The following is a 12,985-nucleotide window of genomic DNA, read 5'->3' as shown; positions in this document are numbered from 1 at the left end:
TGGCATTTTAGCAAGGAGGCAGTCATGTGAGCTCTGATGAGTATGTAAAGCGGTCAATTGCTGATCAAGTAGACCGTGCTCTCGTTCTTGAAATGATCATGGATGAGTATGGTACCGTTTTGAAAAGATTGATATACAGCTATGTGAATGATTGGAATGCGGCCAGTGATTTAACACAGGATACCTTTATTACTGTTTATGAAAAGCTGGAAAGTTTCCAGCAAAGATCTTCTTTTAAAACATGGATTTTCACAATTGCTATTAATAAAAGCAAAGACTATCTTAAAAGCTGGCATTACCGCAATATGGTCATGAATGAAAAGGTTTTTTCCTGAAAAAGGCTAGAGAAAAAGATCCGGAAGCATCATTTCTTGAACGGGATGAACATCAAGAATTGCTGAAAACGATTGAATCCCTCACAGTAAAATACCGGGAAGTCTTCCTTCTCCATTATTACCAGGATCTCAGTCTGGCAGAAATAAGTGAGACCCTTAATATCCCTATTTCTACTGTTAAAACAAGGCTGTACAGAGGACAGGAAAAAGTGAAGAAGATACTATCTGCTTCAGAAAGAGGTGAACAGCATGGCTGAACTGAATCAGGAAGTGAAGAAAGTATTGAAGGCTGCATGGACGAAAGAATCTGTTTTCACAGAAGAGGAAAAACAGAGAGTTAGAAACCGGATCGGCACTTTTGCTGTTAGAACCAGAAAAAAGACTATGTTCCAAAACTTCTTTCTGCAGCTGCCGCTGCCGGGTTTGTCATACTGATAGGCGGGATTGCCGGGATTCAGACAGATGTATTGAACAAGCAAAATGGACAGGAGACCGCCATTGCAGATAAAGGTTTTTATCCCGGCCTTGCAGATGGCGCTATGCTAAACAACTGGAAATTGAATAATTTCGAGAAGGACTCATACGGGCACCTTTCTGCAGCTTTTACTGGGAAGGCAGAGGTCACAGGCACTCTGGATTTCCAGGAAGAAATTGTATACTTTCTGCCTGATCATGATTCCTTAAAAGTACTGCCGCTCATGGATGGCAAGAACATAAAAATAACTTTTAATGAGACGGATCAGGAGAAGCTAAAAAAGGTGTTCGGTGTAACCGAACCAATTACAGAAGAGAATGCTTCTTTAATTATAGGTGGATATCGCGCTGGGGAAGGCTCTGTTCATCAGGCTGAAGTCTTAGAGGTGGCAACTCCAAAAGATCCTCAAGTGGAAGCTGTTCCATTTCAGCTGGCCCTAAATAATAATATGGAACTGGTCCTTCGGGAGCCATTAAACCATGTGTTTAAAGAATTTTCTTTAAGAGGAACGGATGAAATCTTAAGAGGTTTAAGCCCGGCAGAAGTATTCCAGCTCTATCTGTTTGCAGAGGAAATTGAGGATTATTATACTCAATATGCATTGTTTAACCATGATCAGGATATCGGAAAACCGTTTCCTTCCCTGAATCATTACCTTGATGCTATAAACGAGTCTTCATCTATCCCAGAAAAACAGACATTATTGCATCGAGTGAAGAACGCCCGTTTAGAAGAAGTCATTATCGATGACTCTTCAGCTTATATTTCCATATCTGAAGAGGATGGGTTTGGCTTCGGCCTAAGCAAAAACAGGGAAGGAATATGGAAAGTAAACTGGATGCCAATCCAATAAATTTGCTGAGCTTGTACCTCTGATGGTGCAGGCTCTTTACATTTACCTAAATAGGCCTCCAAAGAATACGATGATGGCTAATACGGATGAAAGAAACAGGGTGAGGATAATGGAAAATAATACATGAAAGCCCGCCTGCCAGTTTTGGACTTTCTTTAAGACAAAAACACTCACGAAGAAGACAAGGACTGTCAGGAGCAGGAGGAGCGTAAATGGACGATGGCCTATTTTATTCAGATAAATATCATACAGAGGCGAAAAACCCAGCATCAAAAATAACCCGAGACATATAAACGATAAGATGAAAACAAAATGGCTTAATTTTTCCGGCATGGTTAGTCCCCCTTCTCTAAAATGATCTTCTCTTTAATAAATTGTATGAAAACATTTGATTATATAAAACTTGTAATTCATTCATTGTTTTTATATGGTATAAATATCTTTAGGTATACTAAATAAAAAGAAGGTTGTTTTGTGAATAAGAATTTATTGATCACCTTACTATCTGCTGTATTTGGTGCAGTATTATTTTCTTTATTGCATATTCCGGTCGCCTTTTTGCTTGGTGCATTGACTGCCGTTATGATTGGGAGCCGGCTCAGCAGGATTCCGTTTTATTGGCCAGCAGGATTTCGCGATGCCGGGATTATCATCGTCGGATACAGCATCGGCCTTTCTTTTACACAGGAAGCGGTCCTGCTTATCCTGCAGAAGCTCCCTTTTATTTTGCTCATTACCGTTTGCATGGTTCTCTTTAGCGCCATATCTGCACTTCTTATTGCGAAATTAATGGGCATCGACTATCCCACAGTTTTGATCGGCAGTATTCCCGGAGGTCTGTCCCAAATGATTCTTCTGGCAGAGGAAGTCAAAGGAATCGATATCACGGTTGTTACCTTTATGCAGGTCGCACGGCTGACCATGATTATCTTCATCGTCCCTATCCTAGTATTCGGACCTTGGCTGAATGTCTCTGTCGGTCCCGGTTTTGAAGCTGCAGAACCTTTATGGGGTGATTTATTCCCTGGTATTTTACTCTTTGTCTTCGTTTCTTTTACCGGCATTATCCTAAGCAAACGCCTGAAGCTCCCTACCCCGTACCTTCTTGGTCCGATTATGGGAACAGCGGCCCTTGTCATTTCCGGTATAAACGGACCCGAACTCCCGCCACTTGTTTTGGATTTATCACAGCTATTAATCGGGGCTCACATCGGCATGATGATGAAGCCTGAAAAGCTGGCAAATAAATTTAAAACCATTTCACTGGCTGCCTTAAGCGGCCTGCTTCTCATTACGGGTTCGGTGCTGCTTAGTTTTATGATTATGCACTTTTTTCACCTTTCCCCTGCCACCAGCTTTTTGAGTCTTGCACCCGGAGGCATGGACCAAATGGCCATAATCGCCCATGAAACCGGCGCAGACTTAGCCATAGTAACAGGCTATCAACTATTTCGGCTGTTTTTTATATTCTTTGTAGTACCTCCATTTTTAAAATGGATCTTTGTAAAGTTTAAGAAATTAGCATCCTCAAGCTAAAAAGAAGGGACTGCAAGCGGCAGCCCCTTCTTTTGCTATTATTCTAGTTAATGACAATGGCCTGTGAACCCATCAGCTCCCAGGCATCAATAAACTGCTGTTTGGGCACCTTTTTATTTTTTGTGCCATACGGGTCGTTAATATAGATATATTCCTCGTCATATCCGGTAATTGCAACACTATGCATCTGGAATGTCACATCAACTGGTCCGCCCGGTGTATTCCAGGTTTCGAAGGATGCTGCGGGTGATAGGCTTGCAGTTGTTATAATCCAGACCGGCGAACCTTCTGCAATTTTTTCGAGCAGCACTTTAAAGGGCTTGCCAGTCAGATTCTCAGCACGTTCAGGAAAATACTTTTTCGCCAGTTCGAAAATTGGCCCCTGATAAACGCCTAATCCTGGTCCATCCTCCATGTTGCCGACAAAGCCTTCATTTGGATTCCCGTATTCACCTCCGCTATATCTAAGCGGCACCCGGTTAATTTCCTGTGCTAATTTATTTTTAGATACTTGAATGCCTTCATAATTTATAATCATTGCTAAACTAGTAATCTCACATCCATTATACAGACGGGGACTATCCATTTGATTGTACAATGGCACATTCAGGAGAACGGATTTTTTCTGAATTTCCTGCTTCACAATCGGTACATGGTTTGCCTCCGCATGCGGAATTGCACTATAGTGTATTTCATTTTTTTGAAGGTTCACTGCTACCCATCTTTATGCTTCCAAAGGTCAGCGTCAAACCAACCCCTGTAGCAACAGACAAAGCAATAATTCTATTAGCCACTTTACCTACTCCCTTTAAACACTTGCAGTTTTTCAATATTCTAGTTTGCTAAACACAGCTTTCATTGTGACATACACGTCCGTATATGACAAATAACTTGCTGGCTGTCAAATTCTTCATGTTTTTTGTCAGAATGGCTCCTTTTTGCTTTTTTCTGATGAATATCGTCTTCTTTTGATAGCTTTTGTCAAGCGGCAGGAAAACACGGGATATCATGCTGAATAGTTAGTTAGAAGTTGTTTCGGAACTGGCATCCGAATGTTTCAGAATCTATTTTTTATGAAAGGGCTGAGTAATATGGATACGCAATATATGAAAGCTTATACAATCAAAGAGGTTTCGAAAATGCTGAATGTGCCTCCTGGAACATTAAGGCAATGGGAAAAGGATTTAAGCGGACTTCTGCTTATTCCCCGTTCAAAACAGGGAGCCCGCTTTTATACAGACCATGAAATCGCATTGCTTGAAAAGGTAAAGCAGATGCGCGATAAAAATTTAAGCAAGGATATGATCCGCGAATTAATGCAAAAACATATGGACTTTGCTTCTGAAACTGGTATTGAAGCAAATGAAACATCCTTGGCGGCAGTCAATCAGGAAAGATCATTACATACAGAGCAACAGGCTGTCATGGACGCCGAACAGTTCATGGCATTGATGGATGGTTTCAGGGACAGTTTAATTGCAGATGTCAGAAATGAAATTCGCAGCGGTGTTCGAAAGGAAGTTTTAGACGAAGTGAAGAAAGAAATTAGCAAAGGATCATTGCATACTGTTAAAAGCCTGTCGGATTCGATCTATAAATCAGGAGAAAAAACCAAAGCGGAAATTGAATCACTTGGCGCAAGGATTGAGCAGTCTTCTGAGAATACTTCCGAAGCGTTCGGAACCCTTTCAAAAGGGTGGCGAAAAGTACGAAGCGTACTTCTGATCAAATTCACCATTTGACAAACAAGCTGGCAGAATCCTCGGAAGCGTCTTCTGAAGAGTTCAAAACCATGATTCATTACATTTCATCTTCAGCTGAGGTGACCAGCACCGAAATCAGCTCGCTGATAGAAACGTTAAACACAGACAGAGAAATTTATATCGATACCATTAATAAAGAACGGGAACAATACTGGCATGAAGTAAAGCAGCGGGAAGAGATTTTTCAGGATATGATCGTCTCCTTCCGAAGCGCGGCTGCAGCACAGGAACCCGAGAAAAAATGGTGGGAGTTCTGGAAATAGATTATGTAATTATTTTTAAGTTTGTGCCGTTAATGTAGGTACATTTATTAAAAGAACCAGGAGAATATAAACTTCTCCTGGTTCTTTTAATGTTCCCCGCCATCTGGTACTATTTGGTTTTGGTTTAATAGAGGCCGATTAACTGAGAGCCTTCAGGATCACTCTGATAAAGATCCGGGGTTAATATTTTTCCCGTAAAAAATTTCGTCCATCTCCGTTGTAAGCCGCTCAGTGATCTCTTCAGCTTCCTTAGGATCAAGCTTTTCCTTCGTGTATCCGAATAAATAATTATCTAAGTCAAAATCCCTTATTTTACACTTTGTGTGAAAGGTATGTGCCTGATAAATATTCACATCGATCATATCAAAATCTTCTTTTACTTCTTCAGGAATATAATTTTGGATTGAACTGATGTCATGGTCGATATAAAGTTTTCTTCCGTCCGTGTCCCGTGTAAATCCCCTGACTCTGTAGTCGATTGTCATGATGTCCGTATCAAAGGAATGGATGAGGTAATTAAGGGCTTTTAGCGGGGAGATTTCACCGCATGTGGATACATCAATATCGGCCCTGAATGTGCTGATTCCTTCGTCCGGATGATATTCAGGATAGGTATGGACGGTAATATGGCTTTTATCCAGCTGCATGACTACATTATCAGGCAGCGGGCCAGGAGATTCATCATAGGATTCATCCGGGACTTCCACTACCGGTCCTTCAGATACCAGGACGGTCACACTTGCACCTTGTGGGACATAATCCTGCTGTGCCACATTTAAGACATGGGCACCAATGATGTCGGAAACATTTTTTAATATTTTTGTAAGCCGCTCCGCACTGTATTGCTCATCAATATAATCTATATAGGCTTCACGCTCTTCCCTCGTCTTTGTATAACAGACATCATACATATTAAAGCTTAGTGATTTCGTCAAATTATTAAAACCATGGAGTTCAATTCTTTGTTCCGGTGTTAATTTCAACATGCTTCCCCCTTTGCAGCAGCTATGCATCTGTTCATTTTTATAATTATGTTACCCAAACTATCCTTTTAAAAACGGAAAATATCTAATCACGCAGCCAAAAGAGTTAGAGAATATGGTAAACAGGGTAGAAAAATAAGGAAGGCATCAATATTTTGCAATTCCGCATTTTTAAATCTTATAATGAATGGGCATACCTTTGATAGGGGTTGAAAGGTATATGGGAGGAGATTTATTGAGGAAGTTTTTATTTATTTTTATCCTGTTATTTATCGGTTTCGCCTTTTCACAGCCTGAAGGGAAATTGGCAGATGAATCTAGTTCAGGAACTGTAATTGATAACATAAAATCTGATATTCAGCTTTTTAAAGACAGTGAAGAAGTGCTGGCTATAATAAACGGTGTGATGGAAGAGGCACAAAACTGGGCAGATGAATTCCTTCTTACAATCAGGCAATATACCGGCGATAAAAATCATACACCAGAGGATAAAGCCGAAAAGCCGGTTTTAGAAGCCCCAGAAGAGCAAACCTTTTCTATTCATAATATAGAAATAGGCGATGACAAGTCTGAAATCGAGAGCAAGCTTGGCTCCTCGAAACGTTCCTCTGCAAATGAATTTGGAACAGACTGGCATGCTTATCATGATCAATATCAAAATTTTGTAATGGTCGCTTATGACAAGCAAGAGAAAGCTGCCGGCATCTATACAAATCAGGATTTGATTTCTTCATCAAAAGAGATTGCCTATGGAACGCCAAAGTCTTCAGTTAGGGAGCAGCTTGGAGAACCGCTGGACAAAATGAGAAAGGGATTTGTTATCTATCAGCTCGAAGAGAATCGGGATTATGATCTATACGAATTGGATGGGAATTATGTAACCATATTCTATGATAAGCATCGTGACAATACGGTAACTTCAATACAAATAATCAGTAAAGCACTTGAAGAGCAAAAAGATTCCTTTTATGCCAATGCCAGCAGCTCTCTAAAGGAAGGATTTGAATATCAGCTTTTCGATATTACAAATGCCGAGAGAGTAAATCACGGAGTTCCCGTTATGGAATGGGATGATACTGTTAAGGAAACGGCGCGAAAGCACAGCAGCGACATGGCGCAGAACAATTATTTTGATCATACCAACCTGCAGGGCCTATCACCTTTTGACAGAATGCAGGCGGATGAAGTTTCATTTATGGTCGCCGGGGAAAACCTTGCTTCCGGTCAATTCAGCAGTATCTTTGCTCATGAAGGATTAATGAACTCACTTGGCCACCGCAAAAATATTCTGCGTGCCGATTATGAATTTTTAGGTGTTGGCGTTGCTTTTAATTCAAAGTCACAGCCTTATTATACAGAAAACTTTTATGCAAAATAAAAGCTCCCGCTTCTGCAGGAGCTTTTTTTCGTGTCTGTTATAGTTGTTCCCCTCTAAATTATTATGTTCCTCAGCCTTATGGCAAAATCCCGCATTTAACCTTTCCCCCTTGAGTGCATACCATATATCAGCCTATATAAAATTAGGGAGACGAGGGTGATACAGATGGCAGTTGTGAAGGCACGTGAACAAGATATAGATTTGCTGGCCCGCCTCCTTCGGGCTGAAGCAGAAGGGGAAGGCCAGCAGGGCATGTTAATGGTGGGTAATGTGGGAATTAACAGAGTCAGGGGCAATTGTTCGGATTTCATTGGAATTCGTACTATACCTGAAATGATTTATCAGCCGCATGCTTTTGAAGCTGTCCAGAAAGGCTATTTTTATCAGAGGCCAAGAGAAGTGGAAAGAAGACTCGCACGGAGGGCAGTAAGAGGGGAACGGATTTGGCCCGCCAAATTTGCTCTATGGTATTTCAGGCCACCTGGGGATTGTCCAGCTACATGGTATAATCAGCCTTTAGTAGGAAGATTCAAGCTTCATTGCTTTTATGAGCCAACAGCGGAAGAATGCGAGAACATTTACAATACTTTTTAAGAAAAGCGGAAGCGCCTTGCCCACTAAAGGATCGCAGACTAAGAACGCCACGTCCTGTGGCAACATCAGCATGACCCCCATCCTGGGGGCCTCCTCGAGGGGGTGGGCAAGGTGCTAGTATGTTATCGACGTTTAAAAATTATCACTGCTACTTGATTTTGGCGGGGGTTAGTCCGGGAGATTAGATTTCCAAATCCATTAGAATGCCCTTTTTCACGTAGTCAATTATTTTCCGGGCTTCATCAAATGCTCTTTTTCTCCCATAAGGATCCTGCATCCATTGTTCCTTCCCTGTTGCACCATCATCAGAACATACAAGAGAATAGTGAATCCACTTCGGCATATACGTCAACAATGTCATGTGCAGCCTTCTCATATGAAAAGGAGCAGTCACAATGATAATATTGGAGATATTCTCCAGCCCGCACATCCGATCCATAACCAGCATCGAGGCAAGTACATTTTCTTTTGTATGAAGAGAGATATTTTCAATGAAAAGGTCTTTTGGAGGAATTCCGAAACCTATTGCTTTTTTCATTAGCATTTCTGCTTCAGTCAATTCATGTCCAGACCACTTTACACCGCCGGAGAAAAGTAATTTATTTGCCCTGCCTTTTTGATAAAGTCTGATGGCTTCAGGAAGACGATATTCTGCTGCCTTGCTGCTTCCTGGCACAAAGATCAAATCCCCTTTTTGAAGATTATCCTCAATGCCATAGTACAGAAGCCTGGATATATCATTTTCACTTAAATGACTGGGGCTGAATTCTGAGATTTTCACACATCTCCCTCCCTTTCACCCTAGCTAATATTTACCTTTATTATACTATTCATCACGGACAAGAGCTCTTCATACACATGCCTAGAAAAAAAAAGCAGCGGAATCCGCTGCTTTTAGTTTAGAATGTTTTCGCTTTGTCTTTTGCACGTGCAATAGCATCTGCTTTGATTTCTTCGGCTTTATCAGGCATTGCGTTGTGCCCTTCCACAAAAAGTCCTTCAAATGAAGGGACACCGAAGAATTGCATTAATACTGTCAAATAGCGGTGACCCATTTCCATCTCTGCTGCAGGTCCTTCGGAATAAATGCCTCCGCGAGCCTGGATGTGAATCGCTTTTTTATCAGACAATAATCCAATTGGACCTTCTGCCGTATACTTAAAAGCTTTGCCGGCTACTGCTACAGAATCAAGATACGCTTTCATTACTGGAGGGAACGAGAAGTTCCAAAGCGGTGTAACGAAAACATATTTATCGGCTGCAACGAATTGTTCGCTTAATTCAGATAAGCGGCCGACTTTCGCCTTTTCATCTTCTGATAGTTCCTCAAAACCTTTGCCGGACTGAAGTTTACCCCATCCGCTGAATACATCCACATCAATTTGCGGGATATTTTCCTTGTATAAATCAATATGAACTACTTCATCATTTGGATTGGCTTCCTTGTAGGAATCAATAAAAGCCTTTCCTGCTGCCATACTATATGACACCTTATCGTCATGAGGGTGTGCTGTAATATACAAAACTTGAGCCATAATTCAATCACCTTTCCATTTTGAGTTGACATTTTAGTTTGAATCAGAAATAAAGTATGTATTCATCTGCAGTATGAACATTTTTATTCTTAATCCGAGATAATCATATTCAAAATAAAAAAGAAATTCAAATTATCTGCTCATGCTTATCCATCAAAAATAAAAAAGACCCACTACGGGTCCTCCCATTATTCTTGTTCTTCAGTTGAGTATGGATTGGTTCCGATATTTTTTCTCATTTCGTCTGTCAGTTCAAAAGGAATGCTTAAACTTGCTTTATCATCTTTTTCATAATTGATTTGCACACTTCCATCATAATGGAATGGCTTATTTTCCATGCGAAGATCACTCCTAATAGTTTGTTTTAATTTATTATATACTGAAAAGGACCTATTTTGTCAGAAAAATATAAAAATTATATTTTTATTTTCCTGGTTCTATTGTCCCCATTGAACATCCATTTTTATTCTGATTTCTTAAAATATAAAAAAGCATTATTTCCAAAAGGAAATAATGCTCAAATTTCATCAGGGCGTCTTTTTCTGGATTTCCACCAGTTTAAGCCTGTTGTCTTCAATTGATTTTATTTCAAAATGCAGGTGATGATAATCCAGCGTTTCCCCTTCTGCAGGAAAATGACCTATTTCTTTCAATAAGAATCCGGCAAGGATATCCTCATCTTCAGGGATTTTTGTTTTAAAAGCTTCATTAATTCTGCGGATTGAGAGTTTTGCGTGTACAATAATATGGTTTTCAGTTAATTCATCAATAAGGATTTCGCTGCCTTCATCCGTTTCATCCTCTATTTCCTGCCCCAGCATGGCTTCAAGAATATCTTCATGTGAGATGATCCCTTTTGTTCCGCCATATTCATCAAGAACGATTGCGAGGTGCTTCCTTTCTTTCATCATCATTTTGAAGACCTTGTCTATGCTATGAAATTCATATACAAACAAGGGCTCCAGGTCAGTAAAATCTTTCAATGTTTTTTCAGGCTGACTGGACCAGGCGAGCAATATTTTTGAATGAAATACTCCGACAATATTATCCATATTGTCTTTATATACTGGATACCTTGTAAAACGGTTATTCATTACAATATCCTTTGCCTCTTCTATTGTCGCGTCATAAGGAATTCCTTCAATTTCCATTCGAGGGGTTTTCAGTGCGTCGCTGACATCTAAGTTATAAAAATCAATGACCCCTTTAATTCGTTGTGTTTCTTCTTCATGGAAGGTCCCTTCGCTTGTAGCGATATCAACCATGGTAATGAGCTCTTCTTTTGATACAGAAACAGAATCTGCCTGATTTTTAGAAAGGAATTTAATGATGCCTCTAGTGAATTTGGATATTAAAAAAGTGACCGGCTTTAAGATAATCATGAGGACTCGAATTACAGGAAACACTAGATAGGCAATTTTATCGGCAAAGCTTGCAGCAACTGATTTTGGCAGAACTTCTGCAAATAAGATAAGTGCTACAGTCAAAATACCTGTTGCCACACCCACGTTAAATCCGTAATCAAGCGCAATGATGGTAACCAGTGTAGGCAGCATGATATTTGCAATATTATTGCCGATTAAAATTGAAGTAATCATCTCATCAGGTTTCGAGACAACCTCTAATATTCTTTGCGATTTCTTATCGTTGTTATCAGCTCTGGATTTTAATTTCATTTTGTTAACGGCAGTCAGTGCCGTTTCACTTCCTGACAGGAAAAAAGACATAAACATAAAAAACATAATAGCAATAAACAAATTTGGTTTCCTCCATTTTTTATATACATTCATTTGTAATTGTTTTTACCCAATTTGCACACGCAAAAACTGTGCCTTGCAAAATTGAATAATTATCCATTCATTATAAGGTAAATGAAAGCTTATCGAAAATAATAAGCATTTTCGAATAGGCTGAACCTATTTCAATAAAATAAGTCTCTTTGCCCATAATATACTTTGAGCAAATCACCTAAAGGAAGAAGGATAAGATATGCGCAAGGTTTTTTGATTCTTTGGTGCTTCCTGTTTATTATTCCGTCAGCTGCATGGGGAGATACGGGAGAAAATAATGTGCAGGCAGCTTTTATACGCAATGGCTATTTGTGGTTAAAAACAGGAAATATCGAAGAACAGATTACAGCTGACCCTGCTAAGTTCAATCATACGCCAAAGTGGTCCTATGACGGACAATGGCTTTTATATGAAAAGGAAGCGAAAGAACTGCCTTCGATTGAAAAAAGCACTGAGATATGGGTATACAATGTAAAGGCAAAAAAGCATATAAAGATCTTTCAAGGTGGCGGGAATGCTAAATGGGCACCGTCCGATAATAAGATTGCTTTTACCAGCAACAGTGTTTTAAATATTTCAGATTTGAAAGAATTCCATAACGTAGCTTTAGGAGTAGATGATTTTAATTGGTATCCTGACGGAAAAGGCTTTATTGTGTCTTCAAGCGCTGTCTTAAGGCCTGATGGCTGGACAAGTCCCATCCTATATAAGGTTCAGCTGCCGAACGATCTTGAAAAGCTAAATTTGACCGATTACGTTGAACCTCTTTTCACGATTCCTAAGGAAATTGGCAACGGCAAAGCTTCCATTATGTCCATTAATGCAACCACATTTAAATTTTCACCAGATGGAAAATGGATCTCATTCATTGTTAATCCAACTGCATCATGGTCCATGGACAGTGATATGGTCTGTGTCATCTCTGCAAATGGAAAAAATTTTGAAGTTCTTGATGAGATGATCCTTCATTTGGACGTCCCTAAATGGGCACCCGGCAGAAATTTATTGGGCTATATTGCTGGCGGGGGCAGAATTGTGATGGGCTTTAAAAACAAAAAATTGAAGGTGACTGAATTGCCTGCTTTTAAAACCATGAACCTTACACCAGCAAAATCTGCGGAAATGGGCTTTACCTGGGTGGATAATGAGAGGCTGGTTGCATCACGGGTGGATGAAAGTGAATGGTCCAATGATCCTCAGAGGCGGCCCGAACCAACACTTTGTTTGATTCAGCTAAACAAGACCCAGCAAACCAGAATTACCTATCCCAAAAAAACAATTGGGGATTATGAACCTCTTTATATTAAGGATGCCCGTAAATTAATATGGGTCCGAAAAAAGCTTGCCCAGCAAAAAGGAGATTTATGGATTGCAGATCTCAACGGTAAAAATGCGAAGGTGTGGGCAAAGGATGTTGAACAATATTCGTTTTATGTAAAATAAAAAGCTGGCCAAAAAGCGGTTCCTAATTGGAATCGCC

At 40.0% G+C, this 12,985-nt stretch carries 17 protein-coding genes; 10 read left to right on the top strand and 7 right to left on the bottom strand.

From position 1 onward, the window contains the following. Nucleotides 1-26: 26 nt before the first annotated feature. From M5V91_RS08050 to M5V91_RS08035, 4 genes are read left to right on the top strand one after another with little or no spacing between them, the layout of a single operon-like run. The gene (locus M5V91_RS08050) at nt 27-335 is read left to right on the top strand and encodes a sigma-70 family RNA polymerase sigma factor (RefSeq protein WP_284521992.1); all 309 of its coding nucleotides are present in this window, start codon (nt 27-29) and stop codon (nt 333-335) included. 59 nt (nt 336-394) lie between these two features. Continuing rightward, entirely contained in the window at nt 395-592 is a 198-nt protein-coding gene (locus M5V91_RS08045) for an RNA polymerase sigma factor (RefSeq protein ID WP_284521991.1), read from the top strand. Beyond that, nucleotides 585-770 carry a hypothetical protein gene (locus tag M5V91_RS08040; protein WP_284521990.1) on the top strand — a complete coding sequence of 62 codons (186 nt, stop codon included), beginning with the start codon at nt 585-587 and terminating at the stop codon, nt 768-770. The genes M5V91_RS08045 and M5V91_RS08040 overlap by 8 nt, the downstream gene beginning before the upstream one ends. Before the next feature lie 32 nt (nt 771-802). Then, a complete protein-coding gene (locus tag M5V91_RS08035; RefSeq protein ID WP_284521989.1) occupies nt 803-1,663 on the top strand; it encodes a hypothetical protein in 861 nt (286 codons plus the stop codon). A gap of 42 nt (nt 1,664-1,705) precedes the next feature. On the opposite strand, the gene M5V91_RS08030 is transcribed toward M5V91_RS08035, so the two are convergent. Then, nucleotides 1,706-1,996, bottom strand: a complete 291-nt coding sequence (locus tag M5V91_RS08030; RefSeq protein ID WP_009334472.1) for a hypothetical protein — start codon at nt 1,994-1,996, stop codon at nt 1,706-1,708. Between the two features lie 141 nt (nt 1,997-2,137). Here M5V91_RS08030 and M5V91_RS08025 point away from each other — a divergent pair, with 141 nt between their 5' ends. Then, the gene (locus tag M5V91_RS08025; RefSeq protein ID WP_252246442.1) at nt 2,138-3,199 is read left to right on the top strand and encodes an AbrB family transcriptional regulator; all 1,062 of its coding nucleotides are present in this window, start codon (nt 2,138-2,140) and stop codon (nt 3,197-3,199) included. Between the two features lie 43 nt (nt 3,200-3,242). On the opposite strand, the gene M5V91_RS08020 is transcribed toward M5V91_RS08025, so the two are convergent. Then, nucleotides 3,243-3,911 carry a C39 family peptidase gene (locus M5V91_RS08020; protein WP_284521988.1) on the bottom strand — a complete coding sequence of 223 codons (669 nt, stop codon included), beginning with the start codon at nt 3,909-3,911 and terminating at the stop codon, nt 3,243-3,245. Nucleotides 3,912-4,290: 379 nt separating this feature from the next. Here M5V91_RS08020 and M5V91_RS08015 point away from each other — a divergent pair, with 379 nt between their 5' ends. Together M5V91_RS08015 and M5V91_RS08010 are read left to right on the top strand one after the other, a co-directional pair. Next, entirely contained in the window at nt 4,291-4,941 is a 651-nt protein-coding gene (locus tag M5V91_RS08015; protein ID WP_284521987.1) for a MerR family transcriptional regulator, read from the top strand. A gap of 50 nt (nt 4,942-4,991) precedes the next feature. After that, entirely contained in the window at nt 4,992-5,225 is a 234-nt protein-coding gene (locus M5V91_RS08010) for a hypothetical protein (protein WP_284521986.1), read from the top strand. A 158-nt stretch (nt 5,226-5,383) separates the two neighbouring features. Here M5V91_RS08010 and speD read toward each other — a convergent pair whose 3' ends face one another. Next, nucleotides 5,384-6,208 carry an adenosylmethionine decarboxylase gene (gene speD, locus M5V91_RS08005; protein ID WP_019379784.1) on the bottom strand — a complete coding sequence of 275 codons (825 nt, stop codon included), beginning with the start codon at nt 6,206-6,208 and terminating at the stop codon, nt 5,384-5,386. 235 nt (nt 6,209-6,443) lie between these two features. On the opposite strand from speD, the gene M5V91_RS08000 reads away from it, so the two are divergent. Together M5V91_RS08000 and M5V91_RS07995 are read left to right on the top strand one after the other, a co-directional pair. Beyond that, nucleotides 6,444-7,586, top strand: a complete 1,143-nt coding sequence (locus tag M5V91_RS08000; protein ID WP_284521985.1) for a CAP domain-containing protein — start codon at nt 6,444-6,446, stop codon at nt 7,584-7,586. A 165-nt stretch (nt 7,587-7,751) separates the two neighbouring features. Beyond that, nucleotides 7,752-8,180, top strand: coding sequence for a cell wall hydrolase (locus tag M5V91_RS07995; protein ID WP_019379782.1), 429 nt, complete (start codon nt 7,752-7,754; stop codon nt 8,178-8,180). Between the two features lie 181 nt (nt 8,181-8,361). Here the strand turns inward: M5V91_RS07995 and M5V91_RS07990 are convergent, their stop codons facing one another. From M5V91_RS07990 to M5V91_RS07975, 4 genes are all read right to left on the bottom strand, one after another. Continuing rightward, the gene (locus M5V91_RS07990) at nt 8,362-8,961 is read right to left on the bottom strand and encodes a YdcF family protein (protein WP_217024747.1); all 600 of its coding nucleotides are present in this window, start codon (nt 8,959-8,961) and stop codon (nt 8,362-8,364) included. A gap of 118 nt (nt 8,962-9,079) precedes the next feature. Next, on the bottom strand, nt 9,080-9,715 hold the full coding sequence (locus tag M5V91_RS07985) for an FMN-dependent NADH-azoreductase (protein ID WP_009334459.1): 636 nt from the start codon (nt 9,713-9,715) through the stop codon (nt 9,080-9,082). Between the two features lie 188 nt (nt 9,716-9,903). Beyond that, a complete protein-coding gene (locus M5V91_RS07980) occupies nt 9,904-10,053 on the bottom strand; it encodes a hypothetical protein (RefSeq protein WP_009334457.1) in 150 nt (49 codons plus the stop codon). A 189-nt stretch (nt 10,054-10,242) separates the two neighbouring features. Next, nucleotides 10,243-11,472 (bottom strand): CNNM domain-containing protein, encoded by a 1,230-nt coding sequence (locus M5V91_RS07975; protein WP_251174556.1) that lies wholly within the window; start codon nt 11,470-11,472, stop codon nt 10,243-10,245. Between the two features lie 312 nt (nt 11,473-11,784). On the opposite strand from M5V91_RS07975, the gene M5V91_RS07970 reads away from it, so the two are divergent. Beyond that, complete coding sequence (locus tag M5V91_RS07970) at nt 11,785-12,948, top strand: TolB-like translocation protein (protein WP_284521984.1); 1,164 nt, start codon at nt 11,785-11,787, stop codon at nt 12,946-12,948. The last annotated feature ends 37 nt before the right edge of the window (nt 12,949-12,985 follow it).

The organism is Cytobacillus pseudoceanisediminis (assembly GCF_023516215.1).
In the GTDB taxonomy this organism is placed as follows: domain Bacteria; phylum Bacillota; class Bacilli; order Bacillales; family Cytobacillaceae; genus Cytobacillus; species Cytobacillus pseudoceanisediminis.
The sequence above is the reverse complement of the archived record's forward strand: the minus strand, read 5'-3'. Positions and strand labels throughout refer to the sequence as shown.